General features: G+C 42.5%; 25 protein-coding genes and 1 pseudogene. 7 read left to right on the top strand and 19 right to left on the bottom strand.

The window, feature by feature from the left end:
- Positions 1 to 21: 21 nt before the first annotated feature.
- The 3 genes from BACHE_RS14275 to BACHE_RS14265 form a co-directional block, all read right to left on the bottom strand.
- Positions 22 to 576, bottom strand: a complete 555-nt coding sequence (locus tag BACHE_RS14275; RefSeq protein ID WP_013548416.1) for a 1-acyl-sn-glycerol-3-phosphate acyltransferase — start codon at positions 574 to 576, stop codon at positions 22 to 24.
- A gap of 3 nt (positions 577 to 579) precedes the next feature.
- Positions 580 to 849, bottom strand: a complete 270-nt coding sequence (locus tag BACHE_RS14270; RefSeq protein ID WP_013548415.1) for a hypothetical protein — start codon at positions 847 to 849, stop codon at positions 580 to 582.
- A gap of 190 nt (positions 850 to 1,039) precedes the next feature.
- Positions 1,040 to 1,348 (bottom strand): RNA recognition motif domain-containing protein, encoded by a 309-nt coding sequence (locus BACHE_RS14265; RefSeq protein WP_013548414.1) that lies wholly within the window; start codon positions 1,346 to 1,348, stop codon positions 1,040 to 1,042.
- A 333-nt stretch (positions 1,349 to 1,681) separates the two neighbouring features.
- Between BACHE_RS14265 and BACHE_RS14260 the strand changes: the two genes are divergently transcribed.
- The 4 genes from BACHE_RS14260 (at position 1,682) to BACHE_RS14245 (ending at position 7,172) form a co-directional block, all read left to right on the top strand.
- Positions 1,682 to 3,328, top strand: a complete 1,647-nt coding sequence (locus tag BACHE_RS14260; protein ID WP_013548412.1) for a diphosphate--fructose-6-phosphate 1-phosphotransferase — start codon at positions 1,682 to 1,684, stop codon at positions 3,326 to 3,328.
- Positions 3,329 to 3,431: 103 nt separating this feature from the next.
- Positions 3,432 to 4,319 (top strand): glycoside hydrolase family 25 protein, encoded by an 888-nt coding sequence (locus BACHE_RS14255; RefSeq protein WP_013548411.1) that lies wholly within the window; start codon positions 3,432 to 3,434, stop codon positions 4,317 to 4,319.
- 270 nt (positions 4,320 to 4,589) lie between these two features.
- A complete protein-coding gene (locus tag BACHE_RS14250) occupies positions 4,590 to 5,894 on the top strand; it encodes an ABC transporter permease (protein ID WP_013548410.1) in 1,305 nt (434 codons plus the stop codon).
- A gap of 6 nt (positions 5,895 to 5,900) precedes the next feature.
- Positions 5,901 to 7,172 carry an ABC transporter permease gene (locus BACHE_RS14245; protein ID WP_013548409.1) on the top strand — a complete coding sequence of 424 codons (1,272 nt, stop codon included), beginning with the start codon at positions 5,901 to 5,903 and terminating at the stop codon, positions 7,170 to 7,172.
- Between the two features lie 4 nt (positions 7,173 to 7,176).
- Here BACHE_RS14245 and prmA read toward each other — a convergent pair whose 3' ends face one another.
- Positions 7,177 to 8,019 carry a 50S ribosomal protein L11 methyltransferase gene (prmA, locus tag BACHE_RS14240; protein ID WP_013548408.1) on the bottom strand — a complete coding sequence of 281 codons (843 nt, stop codon included), beginning with the start codon at positions 8,017 to 8,019 and terminating at the stop codon, positions 7,177 to 7,179.
- A gap of 203 nt (positions 8,020 to 8,222) precedes the next feature.
- Between prmA and BACHE_RS14235 the strand changes: the two genes are divergently transcribed.
- Together BACHE_RS14235 and BACHE_RS14230 are read left to right on the top strand one after the other, a co-directional pair.
- A complete protein-coding gene (locus BACHE_RS14235) occupies positions 8,223 to 9,530 on the top strand; it encodes a hypothetical protein (RefSeq protein ID WP_041579877.1) in 1,308 nt (435 codons plus the stop codon).
- 32 nt (positions 9,531 to 9,562) lie between these two features.
- Positions 9,563 to 11,215 (top strand): OmpP1/FadL family transporter, encoded by a 1,653-nt coding sequence (locus BACHE_RS14230; protein WP_013548406.1) that lies wholly within the window; start codon positions 9,563 to 9,565, stop codon positions 11,213 to 11,215.
- A 97-nt stretch (positions 11,216 to 11,312) separates the two neighbouring features.
- Here the strand turns inward: BACHE_RS14230 and BACHE_RS14225 are convergent, their stop codons facing one another.
- The 6 genes from BACHE_RS14225 to BACHE_RS14200 all read right to left on the bottom strand — a co-directional run bounded on the left by BACHE_RS14225 (position 11,313) and on the right by BACHE_RS14200 (position 14,813).
- Positions 11,313 to 12,221, bottom strand: coding sequence for an outer membrane beta-barrel protein (locus BACHE_RS14225; protein WP_013548405.1), 909 nt, complete (start codon positions 12,219 to 12,221; stop codon positions 11,313 to 11,315).
- Positions 12,222 to 12,240: 19 nt separating this feature from the next.
- Positions 12,241 to 12,711, bottom strand: a complete 471-nt coding sequence (locus tag BACHE_RS14220; protein WP_013548404.1) for a DUF6108 family protein — start codon at positions 12,709 to 12,711, stop codon at positions 12,241 to 12,243.
- A gap of 16 nt (positions 12,712 to 12,727) precedes the next feature.
- Positions 12,728 to 13,147: a hypothetical protein gene (locus BACHE_RS14215; RefSeq protein ID WP_013548403.1), complete on the bottom strand. Its 420-nt coding sequence runs from the start codon at positions 13,145 to 13,147 to the stop codon at positions 12,728 to 12,730.
- Positions 13,144 to 13,662, bottom strand: coding sequence for an RNA polymerase sigma factor (locus BACHE_RS14210; protein ID WP_013548402.1), 519 nt, complete (start codon positions 13,660 to 13,662; stop codon positions 13,144 to 13,146). The genes BACHE_RS14215 and BACHE_RS14210 overlap by 4 nt, the downstream gene beginning before the upstream one ends.
- A gap of 134 nt (positions 13,663 to 13,796) precedes the next feature.
- Positions 13,797 to 14,351 carry an NADH peroxidase gene (locus tag BACHE_RS14205; RefSeq protein ID WP_013548401.1) on the bottom strand — a complete coding sequence of 185 codons (555 nt, stop codon included), beginning with the start codon at positions 14,349 to 14,351 and terminating at the stop codon, positions 13,797 to 13,799.
- A 27-nt stretch (positions 14,352 to 14,378) separates the two neighbouring features.
- The gene (locus BACHE_RS14200) at positions 14,379 to 14,813 is read right to left on the bottom strand and encodes a Fur family transcriptional regulator (RefSeq protein ID WP_013548400.1); all 435 of its coding nucleotides are present in this window, start codon (positions 14,811 to 14,813) and stop codon (positions 14,379 to 14,381) included.
- Positions 14,814 to 15,102: 289 nt separating this feature from the next.
- On the opposite strand from BACHE_RS14200, the gene BACHE_RS14195 reads away from it, so the two are divergent.
- Entirely contained in the window at positions 15,103 to 17,028 is a 1,926-nt protein-coding gene (locus BACHE_RS14195; protein ID WP_013548399.1) for an NAD(+) synthase, read from the top strand.
- A 10-nt stretch (positions 17,029 to 17,038) separates the two neighbouring features.
- Here BACHE_RS14195 and BACHE_RS14190 read toward each other — a convergent pair whose 3' ends face one another.
- The 9 genes and pseudogenes from BACHE_RS14190 to BACHE_RS17870 form a co-directional block, all read right to left on the bottom strand.
- Positions 17,039 to 17,878: a transporter substrate-binding domain-containing protein gene (locus tag BACHE_RS14190; protein WP_013548398.1), complete on the bottom strand. Its 840-nt coding sequence runs from the start codon at positions 17,876 to 17,878 to the stop codon at positions 17,039 to 17,041.
- A gap of 14 nt (positions 17,879 to 17,892) precedes the next feature.
- Complete coding sequence (locus tag BACHE_RS14185) at positions 17,893 to 19,974, bottom strand: putative porin (RefSeq protein ID WP_013548397.1); 2,082 nt, start codon at positions 19,972 to 19,974, stop codon at positions 17,893 to 17,895.
- Between the two features lie 227 nt (positions 19,975 to 20,201).
- Positions 20,202 to 20,747 (bottom strand): 2-oxoacid:ferredoxin oxidoreductase subunit gamma family protein, encoded by a 546-nt coding sequence (locus tag BACHE_RS14180; protein ID WP_013548396.1) that lies wholly within the window; start codon positions 20,745 to 20,747, stop codon positions 20,202 to 20,204.
- Positions 20,748 to 20,769: 22 nt separating this feature from the next.
- Positions 20,770 to 21,531, bottom strand: coding sequence for a thiamine pyrophosphate-dependent enzyme (locus BACHE_RS14175; protein ID WP_013548395.1), 762 nt, complete (start codon positions 21,529 to 21,531; stop codon positions 20,770 to 20,772).
- Positions 21,532 to 21,543: 12 nt separating this feature from the next.
- Positions 21,544 to 21,717, bottom strand: coding sequence for a hypothetical protein (locus tag BACHE_RS14170; protein ID WP_013548394.1), 174 nt, complete (start codon positions 21,715 to 21,717; stop codon positions 21,544 to 21,546).
- Between the two features lie 34 nt (positions 21,718 to 21,751).
- On the bottom strand, positions 21,752 to 22,831 hold the full coding sequence (locus BACHE_RS14165) for a 3-methyl-2-oxobutanoate dehydrogenase subunit VorB (protein ID WP_013548393.1): 1,080 nt from the start codon (positions 22,829 to 22,831) through the stop codon (positions 21,752 to 21,754).
- A gap of 12 nt (positions 22,832 to 22,843) precedes the next feature.
- The gene (locus BACHE_RS14160) at positions 22,844 to 23,071 is read right to left on the bottom strand and encodes a 4Fe-4S dicluster domain-containing protein (RefSeq protein WP_013548392.1); all 228 of its coding nucleotides are present in this window, start codon (positions 23,069 to 23,071) and stop codon (positions 22,844 to 22,846) included.
- Positions 23,072 to 23,087: 16 nt separating this feature from the next.
- Positions 23,088 to 23,363: a tetratricopeptide repeat protein gene (locus tag BACHE_RS14155; RefSeq protein WP_013548391.1), complete on the bottom strand. Its 276-nt coding sequence runs from the start codon at positions 23,361 to 23,363 to the stop codon at positions 23,088 to 23,090.
- A 531-nt stretch (positions 23,364 to 23,894) separates the two neighbouring features.
- Positions 23,895 to 24,059, bottom strand: a pseudogene (locus BACHE_RS17870) (GNAT family N-acetyltransferase); the annotation flags it as partial.
- Between the last annotated feature and the right edge of the window lie 68 nt (positions 24,060 to 24,127).

The following is a 24,127-nucleotide window of genomic DNA, read 5'->3' as shown; positions in this document are numbered from 1 at the left end:
CAATCACTAATTGTCAACTGTTTAAATGTTCCCGATAGAGAAGTTTTCCGGATTTTTCCCTTTGAAGTTTTTAAAATATAACTTTATCTCATGCAAGTCTTTGTCTAAATCTCCGGTAGGCATGATAGCCTTGGTAGATGTGATAGTTTTTGAGGGATAGTCGATCCCGATAAGCATGATGGGAACTTGGGCTTTGAGTGCAATGTAATAAAATCCTTTTTTCCAATTAGGATTGGCTTTACGGGTTCCTTCCGGAGTAATGGCAAGATGAAAATGCTTGCTTGAAGCGAATTTTGCAGCCATTTGATCTACCAAAGATGTTTTGCGCCCCCGATCTACGGGAATACCGCCTACAGCTTTGAATATCAGTCCCAGCGGAAAGAAGAACCATTCTTTTTTCATCATGAAACTGGTCTTGCGGCCGATAGCTCCATAAAACAGTTTGCCTATAAATAAATCCCAGTTGGAGGTATGAGGCGCTGCGCAAATTATACATTTGTCATAATCGGGAACCGTTACATTAGTTTTCCAACCCAATAGACGATAGTAGATAAAACCATAGAAAGTTTTCTTCATCCCTTACTTTAATTTGCCCATTGCATCAATAATTTCGTCAATCCGGGTGTTGAAATCCGATCGGAATTTCTTGTAGTAACCTTTTACATTTCCCGGTTCGGTATGGCTGATACGGCTTATAAATTCATTTTGCATTTTCAGGATTTCTCCCATCAGCACATCTGCTTTCTGCTTATCGACTCCAGGTACATATAGACTGTTTACGAGACATTCCATGAACAGTTCGCCTGCAATATAATTGACGTTTTTCTTCAAAATCTTTCTACTTGCCATAATCTTTACGTTTTAAGTGAATACTCAAAGTTATTTTCGGTAAAGATAATGTTTTTATTTGTGACTGTAAATGAAAATTGGGATTTTATGTGTTTTTAATGAGTAATGAAGAAGATGGCAGCCGGTGGAATACAAAAAGAGGGTGTACTCTCGAAAAAAAGTACACCCTCTCTTGCTTATCGCAAAAATCTTAATATCTTCTTGAGTTGTAACCGCCTCTTCTATCACGATTACCGCCACCGTTACGCGGTCTTTCTTCTCTGGGACGTGCTACGTTTACGGAAATAGTCTTGTTGTCATATTCAGCACCGTTCAACTCATCAATGGCTTTTTGGGCTGCTTCATCATCAGGCATTTCTACGAAAGCGAATCCTCTGGATCTTCCTGTTTCTCTGTCTGTGATAACTCTTGCCGAAGAAACTTCTCCATACTCTGAAAATAAATCGTTCAAATCAGCGTCAGTAGTGCTGAAATTCAAACCTGCAATGTAAATGTTCATTAGAATTTTATTTAATTAAATAATAAATTTGGGAGTGAGGAGGAAGATTAAAGAAGAGGACTGCTTACTAATACTATCTATTATGAAGAAGAACTATGCGATAATGATTCATCAAAACTCAAACCTTGGGCGCAAAGGTAGTATAATAAATCTGTATAACAATGATTTGTTTTTCTTTTTTCAGTAAAAAAGCAATAAATTAGCATACAAATACAGCATATTGTCATTTTAAATATAATTTCTTCCTCTCGTTTGCATATCTTCTGAAAAAAAGCGAAATTTGCGTCGCTTTTAAACGAGATTTTATTAACACCTTTAATATAATTAAGAGAAATGACTAAAAGTGCATTGCAAATTGCAAGGGCTGTTTACCAGCCCAAACTTCCGAAAGCGCTGAAGGGTATTGTTAAGGCTGCCGAAGGTACAGCTACTCAGTCCGTTGCCAATCAGGAAGATATCAAAAAACTGTTTCCTAATACGTACGGAATGCCTTTGATCAAATTTGAGCCTACGGATGAGGCAACTAATTTTCCTGCTATGAATGTAGGCGTTATCCTTTCCGGTGGGCAGGCTCCCGGTGGGCACAATGTGATTTCCGGTATTTTTGACGGCATCAAGAAGCTGAATAAAGACAGTAAGTTGTATGGTTTCATTCTTGGCCCCGGCGGACTGGTTGATCATAATTACATGGAGTTGACTGCTGAAATCATTGATGAATACCGTAATACCGGAGGTTTTGATATTATAGGTTCAGGACGTACTAAACTGGAAAAGGAAGAACAGTTTGAGAAAGGTTATGAAATTCTGAAAGAACTTGGTATTAAAGCATTGGTAATCATTGGTGGTGATGACTCTAATACAAATGCTTGTGTATTGGCTGAATACTATGCGGCAAAGAATTATGGTGTACAGGTAATCGGTTGCCCGAAAACTATTGACGGTGACTTGAAGAATGACATGATTGAAACTTCTTTTGGCTTTGATACAGCTTGTAAAACCTATTCTGAAGTTATCGGTAATATTCAACGTGACTGTAACTCCGCCCGCAAATACTGGCATTTTATCAAATTGATGGGACGTTCTGCTTCTCATATTGCTTTGGAATGTGCTTTGCAGGTACAACCTAATGTATGTATTATCTCTGAAGAAGTGGAAACAAAGGATATGTCGTTGGATGATATCGTTACCAGCATAGCCAAAGTGGTAGCTGACCGTGCTGCTCAGGGTAATAATTTTGGTACGGTTTTGATTCCTGAAGGTTTGGTTGAGTTCATTCCTGCCATGAAGCGCCTGATTGCCGAGTTGAATGATTTCCTTGCTTCCAATGCAGAAGAATTTTCTCAAATCAAGAAGTCTCATCAACGCGACTATATTATTCGTAAACTTTCTCCGGAAAACGCCGCTATCTATGCGAGCCTTCCCGAAGGTGTGGCTCGCCAATTGTCATTGGATCGTGATCCTCATGGAAATGTACAGGTATCTTTGATTGAAACGGAGAAACTGTTATCGGAGATGGTTGGCACTAAGTTGGCTCAATGGAAAGAAGAAGGTAAATATGTGGGCAAGTTTGCTGCCCAACATCACTTCTTCGGTTACGAAGGACGTTGTGCTGCTCCCTCTAATTTTGATGCCGATTATTGCTATTCTTTGGGCTATGCGGCCTCTGCCTTGATAGCCAATGGAAAGACTGGGTATATGTCTTCTGTTCGTAATACTACTGCTCCTGCCGATGAATGGATTGCAGGTGGTGTACCTATTACAATGATGATGAATATGGAACGCCGGCACGGTGAAATGAAACCGGTTATCCAGAAGGCTTTGGTTAAGTTGGATGGCGCTCCTTTCAAGGCATTTGCTGCTCAGCGTGAACGTTGGGCTATGGAGACAGACTATGTATATCCGGGCCCTATTCAATATTTCGGTCCTACAGAAGTTTGCGATCAGCCTACCAAGACTTTGCAACTGGAACAAGCTAAATAAATCTTGTAACAGAGCATAAATATAGAACACAAATTGCACGAATTACGCAAATCAGACTTTGTGTAATTTGCGTGGTTTGTGTTCTTCTTTTTAATCAGCCACTATGCCATCCGGAACCCATACCGCTTCACACCGCAAATCGCCTGCCCGCCGCCCTTCTGCCCGCCGTTCGTCTGTCCGTGGCAAGAAGAAGCCGCAAGCCCGTACCATGCCTGTATGGTTACGCAACCTTTTGGCGGCATGCATCATCCTTGTCTTCGCTGCCGGATTTTATTGGTTCTTTGTCCGCCCATACGCTTACCGTTGGAAGCCCTGCTACGGACAGAAAGGATATGGTGTCTGCATGCCTTGCAATTATGAAGTGCATGGCATTGACATTTCTCATTATCAGGGAAATATTGATTGGGAAAGGCTGGTGCATAACAAGGAGACCCGGTTCCCCATTCATTTTATATTCTTGAAGGCCACCGAGGGCGGTGACCATGGTGACGATACGTTTACGCAGAACTTCGGGCAAGCACGTAAGCACGGCTTTATCCGGGGGGCCTATCATTATTTCCTTCCGCAAACGGATGCGAATAAGCAGGCCGATTTCTTTATCCGTACCGTGCAGCTTACCGAGGGAGACTTGCCTCCCGTACTCGATGTGGAGACTACCGGAAGGAAATCTCCACAAGAACTGAAAGTCTTTGTCAAGACATGGTTGGATAGGGTAGAGGCGCATTATGGCGTGAAGCCCATTCTTTATACTTCCTATAAATTCAAGGAACGTTACCTCAACGATTCCATATTCAATACATATCCCTATTGGATAGCGCACTACTATGTGGACTCCGTGCGCTATGAGGGCCAATGGCACTTCTGGCAGCATACCGATGTGGGTACTGTACCCGGCATTGAAAAAGAGGTGGATTTGAATGTGTTCAACGGTACGATGGAGGAACTTCTGGGACTTACGCTGAAGACTCCTCGCATTGCTGAAGGGGAATAACATCCGATTCTTTATTCATATCAAGTTCTGTTGTACATAGTATAGACCTTTAGCTTCCTAAAGGTCAACTTTAGCTTGCTAATATAGACCTTTATTGTCGTACACATGCACCTCTTTATTTTAGAAGAATGTGCGTGTATCTTTTTGTTGTCCGATATTGGACAAGTGTTCATTATCGGACATGTTTATACTATATTTATATTTGATTATCTGTTAGTTACGGTTTTGGTATGTCTTTTGCATCTTATAGGGAAACGAATAAATATCTATATGATAGGAAGATACTTGCAACAATCCTTTATGATGCTTCGACAACAACCTTTGTTCAGTAGCTTCTATATTGTCGCTACCGGGCTTGCCATCTCTATGGTGATGGTTTTGGCGGTTTTGTACTATATAAAGGTAGGGGATATCTATCCCGAGACCAATCGTAGTCGTATGCTCGTAGCGTCGTCGGCACACATGCAGTACACCAAAGATACGAGTGGGAACAGCACGTGGAAGTTTTCTGCCCCTTTTGTGAAGGATTGTTTCTACTCGTTGAAGGGAGTAGAGGCTGTGACCGCTGTAAGTGAAGCTGATAGTTGGTTTGTAAAGGTGCAGAATGTGAAGCGGCCTCTTTCGGCCCTTGTCAAACTTACCGATACCGGATTTTGGGAGGTTTTTGACTTCTCCTTTCTGTATGGACAACCCTTTACTGATGCTGATTTTCAGAGTGGCATGCGTACAGCGGTTATTTCGGAAGATATAGCCCGTCGTGTTTTTGGAAAAGGGGATGCTGTGGGAGAGTATATCAAACTGAACTATACGGATTACCGCGTATGTGGTGTAGTGAAGTCGCCGAGCTATGCCATGAAGCTGAGTTACTCGCAAGTCTGGCTGCCTTATACCTGCCAACCTGCCTATGTGCGAGATAATAACCAGTGGGGTGTCCTTGGCCCTTTCCAAGTGGCGGTTCTTCTGCCCTCGGCAACAGATGCCGACCGGGTGAAATCGCAGGTAGATGAATATGTACGCAAATTCAATACTCTGCCGCACGATGATCATCATCTGGTAATGCACGGCCAGCCCTATCTTTATTGGAAGACATTGTTCTATGTCACTGACATGGATGATCTGGATTTCTTGGTGGTAGTCCGGCAAATGGGATTGTGGCTGTTGATGTTATTGTTGGTACCTGCACTCAACTTGTCAGGAATGATTTCCTCGCGCATGGAGCGTAGGCTTCCTGAGATGGGAATACGAAAGGCATTCGGTGCTACCGGAAAACGTCTTTTCTCTCAGATTATATGGGAGAATCTTTTGCTGACGTGCTTGGGCGGCATCATGGGACTGATGCTTTCCTTCAGCATGGTGTACTTTGCTAAAAGCTGGCTGCTGACTATGCTTGACGGAGGAACGAAGCCGTTGCCGGACAGTGTGCAGATGAGCATTACGACAGATATGCTATTCAATCCTACCTTATTTACAGTTACGTTTGTGGTTTGTGTGGTACTGAATTTGTTTTCGGCATTGATACCTACTTGCGTGGCTTTAAAGAAAGATATTGTTTATTCGCTCAACCGACAAAAATAACGAATTATGTTACGACAAATTATAAACTTGCTGTGGAACAGCCGTCGGCACAATCTGTGGGTTATGCTGGAACTGGTGGTGATAGCGATAGTCAGTTGGGCTGTTCTCGACCCTCTGTTTGTCTTGAAGTACAACCAGTCTATCCCGAACGGATACGATTCAGACGGACTCTACCGTCTGGAAGTGACGCGTAATAAGGCGGATACGCATTCTGCTCCTGCCCGGGACTTTGAGCGGATTATGCAGGGATTGCGCCATCATAAGGACATCGAATCAGCCACATGCGTACTGTCCGGAGCCTATCCCAGTTCGCCGGGCAATAATATGAATGAAGTCTTTAAAGATTCGGTACGGGCGCGCATGACGTATATTCCTTTTTTTACGAACTCCGGCTTTTTCCAGACCTGGCGTTTCCGTTCGGCTAAGGATGGTACTTGGGAAACACTCGAGAAGTTGGAAGTTCCCAAGGGTAGTGTGATTATGTCGGAAGATGCCGCTGTGTTACTTTCCGGAGGTAAGGACTTGACCGGGCAAACAGTGTACAGCACGTACGATTCTACGGAAATTAATGTTGTAGGAGTCATGAAGCCGATTAAGATGCGGAACAGTATGCAGCCCTATCTGGTACGCTTGATTTCTTATGGTGATGAAGGGCAGATTCCCTCGTGGGCTTTTGACTGGGGATTGCGTATTTTTTTCCGGACAAAGGCGAGTGTTTCCGAAGGGCGTTTTATAGAGGAGTTCATGTCTTGGACAGATGATAATCTCTCGTCCGGTTCGCTGATATTCATGAAGTTGACTCCCTTTCATGAAGTGCAGCGAGAAAGCGATTTGCGGGAAGGTGCTACGAACGAGATACGGATGAAGTATGCGTTGGCCTATTTCTTCATGATAAATTTGTTGTTGGCTGTAAGCGGTACTTTCTGGCTGCATACGCGGACCCGCCGCGAGGAAATAGGTATCCGCCTATCCTATGGGGCCTCTCCCGAAGGTATCTGCCGGATGTTGGTGGGAGAGGCTTTTATCATGACAACCGTAGCTGTCCTTGCAGGTTGTTTCTTGTATTTCCAGTGGGCCTATTATGAAGGATTTTATACCTTGGATGACGGTGTGCCGGGATACGGCGACCTTTACCTGACCAACCATTTCTTTGCACATTTCTGCATAGTATCACTGTTGGTGTATGTGGTGATGATGGCAGTGACATGGATTGGGGTATATATCCCTGCATACAGCATCAGCCGTATATCGCCGGTAGAAGCGTTACGGGATGAATAAATGCTCATTTTCTGAACTTCACTGCCGCCCACCGATTCTTTTCACGATGATGGATAAAGTGCAGCCCGTTACGTTCGGCTTCTTTACGGATTACGGGAATGTCATCTATGTAGAAACCACTCATCAGCAGTTCTGAACCGGGATTCATGCGGGACACGTAGTACTTCATGTCCGCTAAAAGGATATTCCGGTTGATATTGGCAATGACTACGTCAAATGGCCCCTTGTCTGCCAACGAAGAAGCATCTCCCTGAAAGACGGTAATGTCATCGACATGGTTTAACTCTATATTTTCGAGGGAATTGCGTACGCACCATTCATCTATATCAATGGCTGTACAGAGAGATGCTCCGCGCATGCGTGCCAATATAGCGAGAATGGATGTTCCGCACCCCATGTCAAGAAGAACTTTTCCTTGCAGGTTGCTGTCCAGCAGTTCACAAATAATGAGACTGGTGGTTTCGTGATGTCCTGTGCCGAATGCCATTTGCGGATTGATGACAATATCGTATTCTGCTTGGGGGACATCGTAGTGGAAAGTGCTGTGGATAACGCATCGGTCGCCTATGATGATGGGTTGGAAGAAGTTCTTCTCCCATTCTTCATTCCAGTCTTTATCTTCTGCTTCCTGATAGCTGTATTCGACTTGTGTGTCGGGCATGGGAAATTCTGCAAGGACTGTTTTGAGGCTGTCTTCACTGAAAAGCTGTTTTTGGATATAAGCGGAAATGCCGTCGATTTGTTCTACAAAGCTTTCAAAGCCCACTTCTCCTAATACTGCGGAAAGTATGTCATTGACAGTCTCTGTGCAGGGAATGGTGCGGAATGTAAATTCTAAATATTTCATCGGAATATAATTGTTTGTTAAATGCAGGGGGGGATATAGGCAACAGACCCGATTCTGCGTATATTTGTTTATTGATTGCAAAGGTAATGTAAATAGGGGATTCCCTACCAATCTTTCGGGAAAATCTGCTGAATAAGGTAAATTCCGGCATTATCTTTGTTATATGATAAATATATAGTTGTAAATCTATAAACCAAATGAATATGAAAAAGATTGTTTTTTTATCACTTTTTGCCATGTGTCTTCCGTGGACGCTCTCGGCACAGAGCGTGGATGACGACCTCTACTATATTCCTTCCAAAAAGAAGGAAGAAGTGAAGAAAGAGAAAAAGACTCCTGCCACTAAAACAGTGGTGGTGAAGAGTAATGCTCCGACTACTGTATATTCTACCACCGGAAATACAACGGTTGTAGTAAAAGACCGTAAAGGAAATACGCGTGATATAGATGAGTATAACCGTCGTTATGATTCTAAAGGTTATGATTTCTCACAGACGAATGATACTCTTTATATTGACGAGAAAGAAGATGACGGTTTGGACGGAGAATGGGTGAATGGAGAGTTTGAAGGTTCACGAGATGATTATGAATATGCTACCCGCATCATCCGATTCCGTAATCCCCGTTATGCCATTAGCATCAGTAGCCCGATGTATTGGGATGTAGTCTATGGTCTGAACTCTTGGGAGTGGAACGTATATACCGATGGTCTGTATGCTTATGCTTTTCCTACTTTCAGTAATCGCTTGTGGTGGAATTGGCGTTATAACTCCTATGGTTGGGGAGGTTATCCCTATTATGGTTATAATTACGGCTGGTATGGTTCGAACTGGGGATTCAGTTGGGGTGGCTGGTACGGTGGAGGCTGGTATGGGCCTCACCATCATTACTATCCTGGTGGAGGTTACTGGGGAGGTAATTGGGGAGGAGGACGCCGTGATGTATATACTAATCGGCGTTATTCCGGCATTAGAAACAATACGACAGTACGCAGAGGTTATGACGACCGGGTGACAAGATCGGACAATTGGCAGACCAGACGTGGTGAATCAAACACTACACGGCGGGTGGTAGGAACACGTTCTTATGATCGTCCGGGTGTGTCAAACAGGATGGATGCATCTTCTTCAAGACGTTCTACTTATACGCGTCCCAGCAGTACTCGTACCAATGTGGGAACATCATCGGCTGTTGAAAACACGCGTACTACTACCAGTCGTGGATATTCAGTGGAATCTTCCGGATTTAACAGTTCAGTACGTGGTACTTCTACGCGCAGTAATAGCAATTCGAGCTACAATCGTGGCAGCTCTACTGAAAGGACGCGCAGTTATTCCAATGACAATAATACTCGTTCCTACAATAGTAGCCGGACTTACAATAACAGCAGCAGTACTCGTTCTTCTTTTTCTTCTGGAAGCAGCACGCGCTCTGGTAGCGGAGGTTACTCTACGGGAGGCGGTTCCACGCGTTCCAGCAGTGGAGGGGGCAGTTCCAGTAGAAGGAGATAATGTGAATGTATTATGTAATTTATAGATTGATTATGAAAAAAAGAATGATATTGGCTACGTTTGCTACATGTATGTGTGTAGGAGCAATGGCACAAACGGTATATGATGGGATGAATATCTCTTCCAAAGATTTGAATGGTACTGCTCGCTTTGTTGGTATGGGTGGGGCATTAGGTGCTTTGGGAGGTGATATTTCTACTATCGGTACTAATCCTGCCGGTATCGGTATCTATCGAAGCAATGACTTGATGCTGTCTGCCAGCTATTCTTTGACAGGAACGGAAAGTACTCTGGGAAGTAATAAATACAGTATGAGCAAAGCCCGTTGGAACTTTGATAATATGGGCTTTGTATATTCCACCAAAATTGGGGACCGCACTTCTTTGCGGTATGTGAACTTTGCTTTTAATTATCAGAAGGTGAAATCTTTTGACCGTAATATGGGTACAGAGGGCAATTTGGGACGTTACTCACAGACATTTTTGATGGCGAGTATGTCCGATGGAATAGGTGAAGATATGTGGAAGGATAATCCTTTTAATCACAATGAAATAGGATGGCTTTCAGCTTTGGGACACGAAGGTGGACTGATAGCTCCGGACATAACTACGAAGAAGACAGATTACCCATATAAGGAGAACGGTGTGCAATTGACTGATAAGGATGGAAACCCACTCTATCTGGATTATGGCCATTATGTCAGTGTACTTGGCAGCGAAAATACTGCTTATATGCGTGAATTCAAATCCAGAGAAACCGGTGGCATTAACGATTATAATTTTAATGTGGCTTTCAATTTTAATGATCGTTTTTATCTGGGTTTTACTCTTGGAATAAGTGATGTAGATTATAACAAATACACTTTGTATGATGAAGATTTCCGTACAAACTCCGGTGAAAGCACAGGTTCGGGATATATTCTTGAAAGTTTCAATAAGTTGACCGGAGTAGGTTTTGACTTTAAAGTAGGTGCTATTCTTCGTCCGTTTGAGGATTCTCCTTTCAGGCTTGGACTTGCATTGCATACGCCTACATTTTATCAGATGACGTGGGCTACTTCTGCACGTCTGGTTTCTGATTTATTTAGATATGACAAACCTATTACAACTACAGTAGATAGCTATGACTATCTGAACAATGGAGACTTGAAATTTGAATATCAGATGAATACTCCGTGGACATACAACGTTAGTCTGGGTTATACCGTGGGTAGCCAATTGGCTTTGGGTGCAGAATACGAATACAAGGATTATGCTACCACAAAATTCAAATATTCTGACGGGAGTAATATGAAATGGCAGACTAACGAGTCTAAGATGTGTTTAAAAGGTGTTCATGCACTCCGTTTGGGAGCTGAATATAAAGTTATACCGCAATTTGCCTTGCGTGCCGGATATAATTACATATCATCTGCATTCAAAAGTGATGCGGTCAAGGTTTTTCCGGTAGAATCTGTCAACAGCGATACGGATTTTACAAATCTACAATCCATGAACAACTATACATTGGGTATCGGTTATAGGGGAAAACTGCTTTATGCTGATTTAGCCTACAAGTATTCTGTTCAGAAAGGAGATTTCTATCCTTTTACCTATAAGGATGGAAATACTTATGTCATTCCTGAGGTTACTAAGGTTACCAATACGCGCAGCCAAGTGCTGTTTACGTTGGGTATGCGCTTTTGATGAGATTGTATTAGTTGTAGAGAATATAATAAAGTATAAAGAAATCCTCGGAATGGTATCAATCTCATTCCGAGGATTTCTTTATTTAAGGGGTGAGTTACAAATACCATGCAATGCCAAAAGAGTAGGGAGACACTTCGATTCCCTTGTCTTTCTGGAATAGTCCGTAGGTTGAATAGCGTAAATATAAACCAAGGTTATCATAACCTACTTGTGTCAGAAGGTTGATTCCTACCGGATTTACATACATACCTTTGCCTATTGTCTGTTTCTTTCCACCGTTGATCTGTGAAAAAGATTTCACCCCGTGGCGTATTTCGAATTCAGGACCAGCATTGAAGAATATGCGTTTGCAGTTGCCTAACTTTTGCTGCCACTCCAGAGTTACTGGCAAACGGAAAAAGAAGTGGCGCAGGCGGCTTTTACTGTAATTTGTTTCCTCGTCACCTTTCACCAAGATACTTGCTCCGTCTGTCTTCAGAAGTGCACGATTGCCGTCTATGCTGAATGAACGGTATCCCCAATTCACACCCAAGTTCAATCCCCAATGTGGGTTCTTTTTAAAATTGTGATATACGGAGAGGAAATTAAATCCAAATTCCCAAGATTTGGACAAGTCCAGATTAGCTTGTTGGTTGGCATCAAACGAAAGAAAATCGTTAGCCATTCTACTGAATCCTATATATAGACCGGAATTGTGCGGTTCGTAGGAATTGTATCTTTTCTTTTTGGGAATGAAAGGTAGGGCATCAAGGAAAGTACGTTTATCGGCATCCACTTTTTCAAGATAGATTCCCTCATAAATTTGTACTTCCTTCATGTCATCTTCTTCCAGTTGGCTTTCATAGACCTTGATATGCATATCTCCCTTTCCTTTCAAGATAATGATAGAGTCTCCCTGAGTTGTTACAGTGGCTTTTTGCTTAGGCTCAATTGGCTGTTGGGCTGCAAGATAACTTACTGGCATTGCCAGTAGGCAAATTAAGATTGATGTTTTGGTTTTCATTTCATATATATTTTTAATGTTATTGCGGTCTATAAAGCATATCCATCATTTCCTTTTCGCTGAGGAAACCTTCAATGTAAATCAGAGTTGCCATTAGCCCTTTACCTGTTTTGAAAAGAATGTATCGGTTCAGTCTTTTTCCGTTACGGTCTATCTCTTTCAACTGGTAATAGGCACTGCGTAAAATACCACTTTCCATAACTTCCTGAGCTTTCTTGATATCGGTTTTCTTATCATGTGCTATACATTGCTGTATCTCTTGCTGACACGGGGTGACATCTTTGAATACAAGGCTTTTGTATGTGGTCATACGGTATGATTTCAAGATACTGCCGTTCAACTCTACTCTGGTTACATTTTTTTGCTCTCCATACTTATTGAACAGGTCCGCAATTCGTAATCCTTCTTGTGCTCCGACGGAGGTGGACAGGCATAGTAAAAAGGACAAAAGGCAGAAATTACGCAGGTAAGTAAATATAGCTATTTTCATAACTCAGTTTTATTTATTAATGTTGAAATAGTAGGTTACTTAGGTCCTCATCTGTAAAACCGGCATTTTGCAAAGCTTCCAGTGCTTTAGCTTCCACCAGCTTTTCGTCAGTATAGCGTTTTCCATCGATGATGACATAGTTGTCAGGCAAAGGAAACAACGCCTTGGCTATGCCGACTAATAGGAGGATTCCGGCAGCTATGCCGCTAAGGGTACAGAGAATGTGGTGTCGGCGGATAATATTCCTTTGGAGGATAATTTTGGAGGATGTCCCCTCTGCGATTTTTATTTCCTGGTTCAGATAAGTGAATAAAGGACGATACATCTCCAGATATACCGGTACTTCTTCTTGAGAAAAGAAATTGCGCAATTTGCGTTCTTCATCACAGGATGTTTCTCCCTCGAAATATTTGTTTAATAATTCATCTATTTTCATGGTTCGTTTCTCCTTTTTCTTTCTTGTACGGTTCGAAGGTAAATTTCCCTCACTTTTTTTCTTGCTCTTGACAAGTTGCTGCGAATGGCTTCAGCACCACATCCGGTTATCTGCGCTATTTCTTCCGTTTCATATTGTTCGATATCCTTCATCCGCATGATGGAACGTTGAAGCGGAGGTAGTGAATCTATGATCTTCTGCATCAGACGGATTTCATCTTTTATCTCTAATAATCGTTCCGGAGTTCCAGGAGTTGTTGCTTGCACTGTATCCAGAGGTAGGATATCGGCACGTTTGCTTCGCCACATGTCTATGCAGATGTTATGTGTCAAAGTCATGGCAAATGCTTCGATACTGTGAAACTGCTCCAGTTCGAGCCTTCGACTCCACAATTTGAGCAATACCTCTTGTACGGCATCTTCTGCATCTTCCGTTTCGTAGGTAAGTCTTCGTGCGTAGTTCAGAAGTTTGGCACGGAGTGGAAGAACGGTTATTTTAAATTCTTTAAGTTCCATTTCTGCAAGTAAGACGGATGGGATTGATAAACGTGACATCAAAAGTAAGGAAAAAAATATCTTTCTTCAGGAGGAGGTATAAAAAAAGCGTTTTCCCTTTCAGGGAAAACGCTTTTGTATAAATATGGTAAGGATTATTTCTTAAAGTAGCGGTTGTACAGACCTTCGAAGCCTTTGCCGTGACGAGCCTCATCTTTTGCCATTTCATGAACGGTGTCGTGGATAGCGTCCAAATTCAATGCTTTGGCGCGCGTAGCAATGCGCTTTTTGTCTTCGCATGCTCCAGATTCGGCATTCATCCTTTTTTCAAGATTTGTCTTTGTATCCCACACACAGTCACCCAGCAATTCCGCAAATTTGGAAGCGTGTTCTGCTTCTTCCCAAGCATAACGTTTGAAAGCTTCTGCAACTTCAGGATAACCTTCACGGTCAGCTTGGCGGCTCATTGCCAAATACATACCTACTTCTGTGCATTCACCCATGAAGTGATTATTCAGGTCTTTGATCATTTCATCATCGCAGCCTTTGGCTACGCCAATAACATGTTCGTCGGCGAAAGAAAGGGAACCGCCTTCTTCCTCTACAACTTCTACGAACTTGCTGGCAGGAGCTTTGCATAAAGGACATTTTTCGGGAGCTGCGTCTCCTTCATATACGTAACCGCAGACAGTACATCTAAATTTCTTCATCTTAATCAAATTTTTAAATCAGTTGAATTAGTTATTCTTTATTGTAATCAAATGTTCTTCTTCAAGGCAGTGTTTACAGATACCTTTATAGTAATAATGAATTTCTTGTACCTCATAACCGTCTATATCAATGTCTTCTACTTGCTTGGAAAGGGATGTACCTGGCAGGTCATATACCTTTCCGCAATGTTTGCACAAAAAATGTGCATGAGGTGTGGTGTCTGCATCGTAGCATGTATTCCGTTCATCGATAGTCAAAGTTTGTGCAGCTCCCTGTTCGCTCATCAGCTTTAAGGTGTTGTACACTGTGGTTTTCGATAGAGTTGGAATACTTGGAGCCAATGCTGTGTATATTTCATCCACCGTAGGATGCGTACGATGTTCTATTAGATAGCTCATGATAGCTATCCTTTGTAATGAAGGCTTTATACTGTGGCTCTGTAATCGTTTGATGGCGTCCATCTTACCGGTTAGACTAAGATCTGTAATCATTCCATTTTTATTTCTTTTGCAAAGATACTTGCTTCTTTTTGTTCTCCAAAGAATTTACGTTCTTTTTTTATTTAATGTCTTAAAAATCGTTACTAAACTTGTAATGGGCTACTTCTTTTCTTTGATTTCAAAATGCCTTGTGGTGAGGTTATGATACTTTGTGGCTCGATGCATAATGAGGGAAATGCCTGTTTGTTTTGGCTTTGTAGATAAATTGGAGTATTTTTGCAGCAGAATATATAAATTTAGAAACATCCTTATGAATTACGGATATGTGAAAGTGGCGGCGGCTGTACCCCGTGTTAAGGTGGCAGATTGCAAATATAATGTTTCGGAGATAGAAAAAGAGATTATTATCGCCGATGGAAAAGGTGTGCAAATTATGGTTTTTCCAGAATTGTGTATTACCGGATATACATGTGGTGATCTTTTTGCCCAACAACTTCTGTTGGAAGAAGCGGAGATGGGGTTGATACAAGTTTTGAATAATACACGGCAGATGGATATAATCTCCATACTTGGTATGCCTGTTGCCCTGAACGGTGTGTTGCTCAATGCGGCGGTCGTTATTCAAAGAGGAAAGGTGCTGGGAGTTGTTCCCAAAACCTATTTGCCTAATTATAAGGAATTCTACGAGAAGCGCTGGTTCACTTCCGCTTGCGAAGTACCGGATAATAGTGTGCGTCTCTGCGGACAAATTGTTCCGATGGGAAGAAACCTGCTGTTTGAAACAGCAGACACAACTTTCGGTATTGAGATATGCGAAGATCTGTGGGCCACCATTCCACCAAGTTCGTCTTTGGCATTGCAGGGTGCTGAGATTTTGTTCAATATGTCAGCAGATAACGAAGGTATCGGAAAACATAATTATCTGCGGTCGCTCATCAGTCAGCAATCGGCTCGTTGCATTGCGGGGTATGTTTTCAGTTCATGTGGTTTCGGCGAATCTACAACGGATGTGGTGTTTGCCGGAAATGGACTGATTTACGAAAATGGCATGTTGATAGCAGCAAGTGAACGATTCTCCTTCGAGGAACAAGTTGTGATAAGTGAGATAGATGTAGAGCATTTGCGTATGGAGCGCCGAGTAAATACTACGTTTGCCGCCTGTCGCGCCAATTGTGCTTCCGAGTTTCCGGTACGTATCTCTACGGAATACGTTAATAGTAAGGATTTGAATCTGACACGTACTTTGGATCCCCATCCATTCGTTCCCTCTGGGGCAGCTTTGAACGAACGCTGTGAGGAAATATTCTCTATCCAGGTATCAGGCTTGGCGCAGCGTCTGGTGCATACCAAGGCTAAAAGTGCAGTGGTGGGTATTTCCGGTGGGCTGGATTCTACGTTGGCGTTGTTAGTATGTGCGAGAACCTTTGACAAACTTGGGTGGTTCCGTAAGGATATTATAGGTGTGACCATGCCGGGCTTTGGTACAACGGGGCGTACCCACGCCAATGCCGTGAATCTGATGAATTCTCTTGGAGTGACGGTGCGTGAAATCAGTATCAAAGAGGCCTGCGTTCAGCATTTCAAGGATATAAATCATGACATCAATGTACACGATGTGGTTTATGAGAATTCTCAGGCACGGGAGCGCACGCAGGTTTTGATGGATATTGCCAATCAGACATGGGGGATGGTTGTCGGCACAGGCGATCTTTCTGAGTTGGCGTTGGGGTGGGCCACTTACAATGGTGACCACATGTCCATGTACGGTGTGAATGGAAGCATTCCTAAGACTTTGGTTAAACATTTGGTGAAGTGGGTGGCAGAAAATGGTGTGGATGAATCTTCACGCATCACGTTACTTGATATTGTAGATACTCCCATCAGTCCGGAATTGATTCCGGCAGATGATAACGGAAATATTCAGCAGATTACAGAAGATTTGGTGGGCCCTTATGAACTTCATGATTTCTTTCTCTATTACTTTTTGCGTTGTGGCTTCCGTCCTTCCAAAATCTTTTTCCTGGCAGCACGCACCTTTAAGGGCGTCTATGAGGAAGATGTGATTAAAAAGTGGTTGCGGATCTTCTTCCATCGTTTCTTCAATCAGCAGTTCAAGCGCTCTTGTCTCCCGGATGGCCCTAAAGTGGGAAGCATCTCCATCAGTCCGCGGGGTGATTGGCGTATGCCGAGCGATGCTTCTGCGGAGATGTGGCTGAAAGAGATTGAGGCACTCTGATTGTGCTGTGCTACCTGCTGCTGTCGTGCTTTGCACGATAGTAGCGTTTGTAGATTTCTTTATACTCTTTCCCTTTTTTGAATGATTTTAGCCAGGTGTTGAGGCTATCCAGTAGGGCGGGGGATTTTTTGCTTACTGCCCATGAGTAGAATTGCGTGAAACTGATGGCAGTGCTGATATCTATCTGTGGTATACTGTCTGCCGCCGCACGTGCGATACTTTCATCACATACGGTATAATCAATGTCACCGTGGGCCACTAATGAAATTAATTGTTCAGGACCATATTGATCAATTTCTTTTATAAATATGGTGTCACCGATTTCATTTCCAAGATTGTGGATGCGGAGTATGGCAGGCGAACCTTTGATTACATGCAATGTTTTACCGGCCAAATCCAATTGATTTCTGATAAATAGCGAATCTGAAGCAGAGCGTGCTTTGCGTTGCACTAAGACTTGTTTGTTCAATATGATGGGAATGGTAAGTGACAAGGAGTCTTTCAACTCACTTGTGGCGAGAATTCCGTGTGCTATTACATCATATTTCCCTTCACTCAGCCCTTCCAGGCGTTTGCCGAAACTCATTTCCGGTGATAGGGCCGCTTTCAGGCCGTGATCACGGGCGAAAGCTTCAATGAGTTCATAGTGAAAGCCGGAAACAGTATCGCCATCTACATAAAAACTGATGGAATTATATTCTGTTGCAGCGTGAATAATGCCTTCGGTGGCTATTCCTTCATAATCTCTGGGATGCCCCTGTCGTTTTTCTTCCTTTTTCAATAAGAAAGTTGCTATGAGTGTGGTGATAATCCCTAATATGACATATTTCAGTAGCTTGGCTCTTTTCATAGTCAGGAGAGAATTTAATCATAAAAATTCCACGAAATACCAATCTTGAATAAGCGTGGGTTGATAGGATAGTGGGGGGTCAGAAAATATTTGTTGTTACCCATACCTGCATTTACATGATACATCATGGCGAAGATGCGTGTCCGTTTCAGGTGCAGGTTGGCATAAACGTTTACGATAGGGTAACCGCCTATTTCTACCTGATCGTCTGTGGATTGCAAGTGAAACTGCTGGATGCCGGGTGCATAGGCCGGAGCATAGTATTTTGTGAAATATCTGACATCAGCTCCCAATTGTACCGTCAATACCTTCTTTGCCAGTTTGGCTAATATATAGAAGTTGTGGTATAGTGAGATTTCTGGTAATGGAAGTATTGTTGTGTTACTTGCCTTCTGCCAAGTCACTTCATTATCCAAATGGAAAGCACCTAAGTGGAAATTTTGTTTCAGTGTGGCCGACAGCACTTGTATATTGCCACCACTTTGTTCAGGCGTGGCATTTTGGTTAAAGTAGGTATAGTTCTTTATATTCTCAAGTCCGGCACGCAGGTTTGTTCCCCAACGGGCAATGTTCAGTTCGCCTTCTATGCGCGTGCGGAATTCCTTATCTATATTGTCATTATCCCAAGTGTAATGATTGGAATGATAATGGCGCATATAGAATGAGGGAAGTGTGTTGCTGACCGAGCCTCGTGCGAAAAAATTTACTGTGTCTTTTCCAAGGCGAAAATTTAGGTCTAAATCAGCATTCACCCGGAATTGTCCGATCGCCTTATCGAGCAGTCCTATTTCCCCGTTTACATTATAATGCAGCAGTTTGCCTTGTCGCTTGGCAAGTTCTCCACCGAGGAATACTTCTTGTTCCGTATAGCGGATACGCCGCATGTCTGAGAGTGTATCCACATTCATCAGGTCATATCTGCTGAATTTATGGGAAAGGTAAGCTGTCAGTCCAGCCTTTGCATATTTATTGAAACCCTCCAGAAGGGCTACGCCCAAAACATTCTTAACACTGAAAGCTGTGGTAGAGTCATTGCTCTGGTTCTTGTGTAGATAGTACTTTTCCGGAAAAAAATCCTGAGAGGTTTCATTGGAACTGAATTGATGGCGTGACCGTTCTATTTTGATTGTATGGATAAAGCTGGTGACAGGTACAAATTCTTCTGTTGTGACAGTATCTTTGCTGTTGATAGGAATACTGTCGTTTAACGGTTTTCTGCCGGGGGCTTTTTTATTTTCAATCTTATTGCTTTCCCGCTTGAAGCCTAATCGGTAACGTTGTGTCAAATAGATATAGAAATTCTTATTGCGATTAGCGCTCCGTTCCAAATGAACAGGGATATACTGACTACCATTTGTACTTTCCATTTCTTCAGGTCGGGTTATATATCGATCGTCCGTGATGCCACCGTTTTCATTCATTTTTAAGAAAAAATGATTGTAAACAGCCTGCATCTGGTATTTTTCACCTATATAACTGGTAAACAATCCTGCATTGAAATGGGAAGTTGATTGATTTGCATAGTAACCGCGTCCATACAAATAGTCAAAGTTGAAACCGAATGCCAACCTTTTATTAGCATTGACTGAAAAATAAGACTTGAATCTTTCTTCGCCATTTACTTTATTTCCGGCTTTGTAGTAGGTCAGATTGGTATAGGGAATATTGCTGTTTGTAAATTTTACCTGATCAGGGCGGAAATAAAAACAAGAGAACGGTTCCATAAAAATGGTCGGTTCTTGCATTTTTCGTTCAAAGAATAGGCGTGAAAGGCGTGGTGAACCTAAGTTTCCTAAATAGTTGTAATGTCCGAATTCCCCTTCTACTAAATTACTGTTCTGAAAATTTAGATTGGCTGTATCGGCGGGCATGATGGTACGGTTTCCCAAGGTTTCACTTAGTTGCCACATATAGAGTTTAGGTGGAAGACTTTGAACTTCTGTGCTGTCTTGTAGATTGTCCGGTTGTGTATTGGGGTCAACCTGATTGCCAAACTGATCCCGGTTATTCGCAGTTGAATTAAGGGTGCGTTGTGCTCTTGCACCCAGTATCCCTATAACAGATAAGAGTATATATGTCAGTACGATTCGTCTCATAATTAGGCGCAAAGATACAATAAAATATTATTTGTGAACTCAAATCAGCCTTTTTTGCTTCTTTTAAAAGAAGTCTTGCGCTTTTTTCTACGATGCATTCACTACAATTATAATAATTGGTATATAGGGTAGTAAAATAAAGAGCTGTCTGAAAAAAGTTTGTATTTAATTTTTCAGACAGCTTCTTGAATAATCAAGAATGTGTGGGTACTCTTGATGTCAAAGGTTTATTTCATTTCCCGGATCAGTTCCATACCTTTTTTAATTGCTTCCTCGTTCATAGGTATCAGGTGATGGTGGCGTTCGGGAAGTGTTTTCTTTAGGCCTCTGAGTACACTGTCCAATGTGACCATTGGTTTGAGTTTCAGTAAGCCTCCCAACACAATCATATTGAATGCCTTGGCATTGTTCATTTCATTGGCGGCATCCATGGCGTCAATGCGATATACATGTATGTCCTTGCGGGTAGGCGGATTTATGATGCCATAACCGTCATAAATCAGCACACCGCCTGATTTGACTTTGCTTTCAAACTTTTCCAATGAGGGTTGGTTCAGGATGATGGCAGCGTCATATTTGCTGAGGATGGGCGAGGAAATTTTATCATCGCTCACAATAACGGTTACATTGGCTGTGCCACCGCGTTGTTCCGGTCCGTAGGCCGGCATCCAAGTAACTTCCTTACCTTCCATTAGCCCGGAGTATGCCAAAATCTTTCCCATGGACAATACACCTTGTCCACCAAAGCCTGCTATTATGATCTCTTCTTTCATTGTTTTTCTGTCTTTAGCATAATTATTTATCTTTCAGGTCACCCAATGGATAAAATGGGAACATGTGTTCTTCCATCCATGTGTTTGACTTTTCGGGAGACATCTTCCAACCGGAATTACATGTAGAAACTATTTCTACAAGGTTGGAGCCTTTTCCTGCCATAGAATTCTCGAATGCTTTGCGGATCGCCTTTTTGGCTTTTCGGATGGCCGGGACGGTCTGTACACTTTGGCGGGTAACGTAAGCTGTTCCTTCCAGTTGGGCTGCAATGTCAGCCATTTTTAACGGGTATCCATGCAGATGTACATCGCGTCCATAAGGGCTTGTGGAGGTTTTCATGCCGACAAGGGTAGTGGGGGCCATCTGTCCGCCGGTCATGCCGTAAATGGCATTGTTGATGAAAATAATGGTGATGTTCTCTCCACGGTTCAATGCATGAATGGTTTCGGCAGTGCCGATGCAGGCCAAGTCACCATCCCCCTGATAGGTAAATACCAATCGGTCAGGCCAAAGGCGTTTTATGGCGGTGGCCAGTGCGGGCGCACGCCCATGCGCAGCCTCTTGCCAGTCAATATCTATATAATTGTAGATAAACACGGCGCATCCCACGGGGGAGATACCTATTGCTTTGTCTTCCAGTCCCATTTCTTCAATTACCTCGGCAATCAGTTTATGAACTACGCCGTGGCTACATCCCGGACAATAATGCATGGGATTATCGTTCATAAGAGTCGGTTTTTTTGCAACCAGATTCTCAGGTTTGATAATATCTTCTTTTGTCATAATCACTTCTCCTTATCTATTAGTGAATCGTATGAAGAACTCCATCAGTTTGATGAATATCGCCGCACCGCAGACGTAGATGAATAGTTTGAAGTCATCTTTCGCCACAAAGTATATAATGATGGCAGCAAGGGCAAGTATCATAAATAGGATGTTCAGTACGCTTCTTATTTTATCAGGATTCATAATAATAAATTTAATAAGCACATTGGCACATTAATTATGCCAACATATTTTTTAATGCAGCTACTATTTCGTCAGGGTCAGGCACGATACCACCGAGGCGGCCGAAATGCTCTACTTTCACTTTGCCGTTTACGGCAAGACGGACATCTTCAATCATTTGCCCCGCATTCAACTCGGTTACAAGCATGCCTTTCACTTTGTTGGCATAGGCGGAAATGGCTTTGGTAGGGAATGGCCACAATGTGATGGGGCGGAGTATGCCTACTTTGATTCCTTCTTCGCGTGCCATCTCCATCGCTTTCTGGCCGATACGTGCCATAGAGCCGAAGGCTACAATCAGATATTCGGCATCATCACAATTGATTTCTTCAAAACGTACTTCATTTTCTTCAATCTCTTTATATTTGGCTTGGAAGCGGATATTATTCTTTTCCATTTCTTCGGGCTTCAACTCAAGAGAAGTAATGATATTGGGCTTGCGGTCATTGGTTTTTCCGGTTGTGGCCCACGGGCATTGTGCGATAACTTCCGCATCGGTGCGTCGTGGCTTTTGTGTGGGAAGAACTACTTTTTCCATCATTTGACCGATAACGCCATCGGCAAGTATGATTGCAGGATTACGATACTTGAAGGCGAGGTCGAATGCCAATCCTACGAAGTCTGCCATCTCTTGTACCGAAGCAGGAGCAAGTGCAATCAGGCGATAGTCACCATGACCTCCACCTTTTACCGTTTGAAAATAATCTGCCTGACTTGGCTGGATAGTTCCTAAACCCGGTCCCCCGCGCATTACATTTACAATCAAACAAGGTAACTCGGCGCCTGCCAAGTAAGAAATGCCTTCTTGTTTCAAACTAACTCCGGGGCTGGAGGAGGAGGTCATTACCATTTTTCCACTTCCGGCGCCGCCATATACCATATTAATAGCTGCCACTTCACTTTCTGCCTGTAATACCACCATACCGGTTGTTTCCCACGGCTTCAGTTCAGCGAGAGTTTCCAATACCTCTGATTGGGGTGTAATAGGATAACCGAAGTAACCGTCCACTCCATAACGGATAGCTGCCTGGGCAATGGCTTCGTTTCCTTTCATTAATACAACTTCTTCTGCCATATTCTTTTGATTTTATTCAACTTTTACCTTATATACGGAGATACATCCGTCAGGACATACGGTTGCACAGGATGAACATCCGTTGCATGTATCTTCTATTATTTGCTGGGCATAATTATACCCTTTCATATTTACCTCTTTGGCGAGGGCTATTACCTTAAGCGGACAAGCTACCACGCACAGGTTGCAGCCCTTGCAACGCTCAGTGTCCACAACGATTGCTCCTTTGACTTTTGCCATAATTCACGTATTTATTTTATTGATTGTACATATCCTTATTGAAGAAGTTCAGAATGTTCATTGCCATTTTATGGGCGTGTCGGGCAGGGCTTTCCGGATTAAGGTCGATAGCATATTGGTAATTGTTCAATGCTTGTTGCCAATTGCCCTGCTTGCGGTATGCATTCCCTCGCAGATAATAGGCTTTATCCTTCTCAGGAAGATCTGTTTGTAATATTTGGTCAAGCTGTTGGATGGCTTGCTCTACATTTCCCTGATTGATAAGCTCTTTTATGGTATTAAGTTGCTCCATATCATTCTGAGTTCTGGATTATTGAACTACAAAGATAGTTTTTATTTAAAGACGATATGCATCTTCTGTGTGAAAAATAAGAAAAGGGACGCGATAAAAAGGCAAAAGAAAAGGGATATTCATTGTGAACTAAAATTTTCTTCCCAGGCATTACTTCTTGTATTACTATAATTTATATCTCTGTCCGTTGAAAACTCTACGTCCCATATCTGTTGCATTATCGTCCGACAATTGTCGGACGATAATGCAACAGATATGGGACGATATTCGACAATTGTCGGACGATTATTTCTTAGTGAAGAAAATATTAGTTCGCTTAGCGGCAAGAATTGTTCTTCGGGGCAATGGAAACTGTTTATGGCAGTAAAAGATAATCTGACTTGGCATGAATTAGGCCATTGCAAATATTCATGGTAGTGAAGAAGCCGTAGATGTCGTCGGTAATTGAGAATGCGATAAGTTTAAAATGGTAGCAGGGGTAGGTGCATCCATTGTTTCTAACTTTATTACTCTTAATGGAATGTTATTTTCTTGTCCTGATACACAAAAACAGTTTATCATCAGATAATTTGGAGCATCAACCGGAATCCATGCTTTCTCGGCAGTAACATATTCTATAAAAACCTTTGCTCGTGCATCCAATCGCCTAAAAATATATCTATTGTCAAGCCATGTCTTTTTTAGCTTGTAGCCTTCGATTTTACATGTATCTCAGTTATATTTGGAGAAGTATTGTTGAAACATAAGAGGCTTATTAGGGAGAA

The sequence above is a fragment of the Bacteroides helcogenes P 36-108 genome, from assembly GCF_000186225.1.
Taxonomy (GTDB): domain Bacteria; phylum Bacteroidota; class Bacteroidia; order Bacteroidales; family Bacteroidaceae; genus Bacteroides; species Bacteroides helcogenes.
Note: the sequence above shows the minus strand (reverse complement) of the source record. Positions and strands in the feature narration are given on the sequence as shown.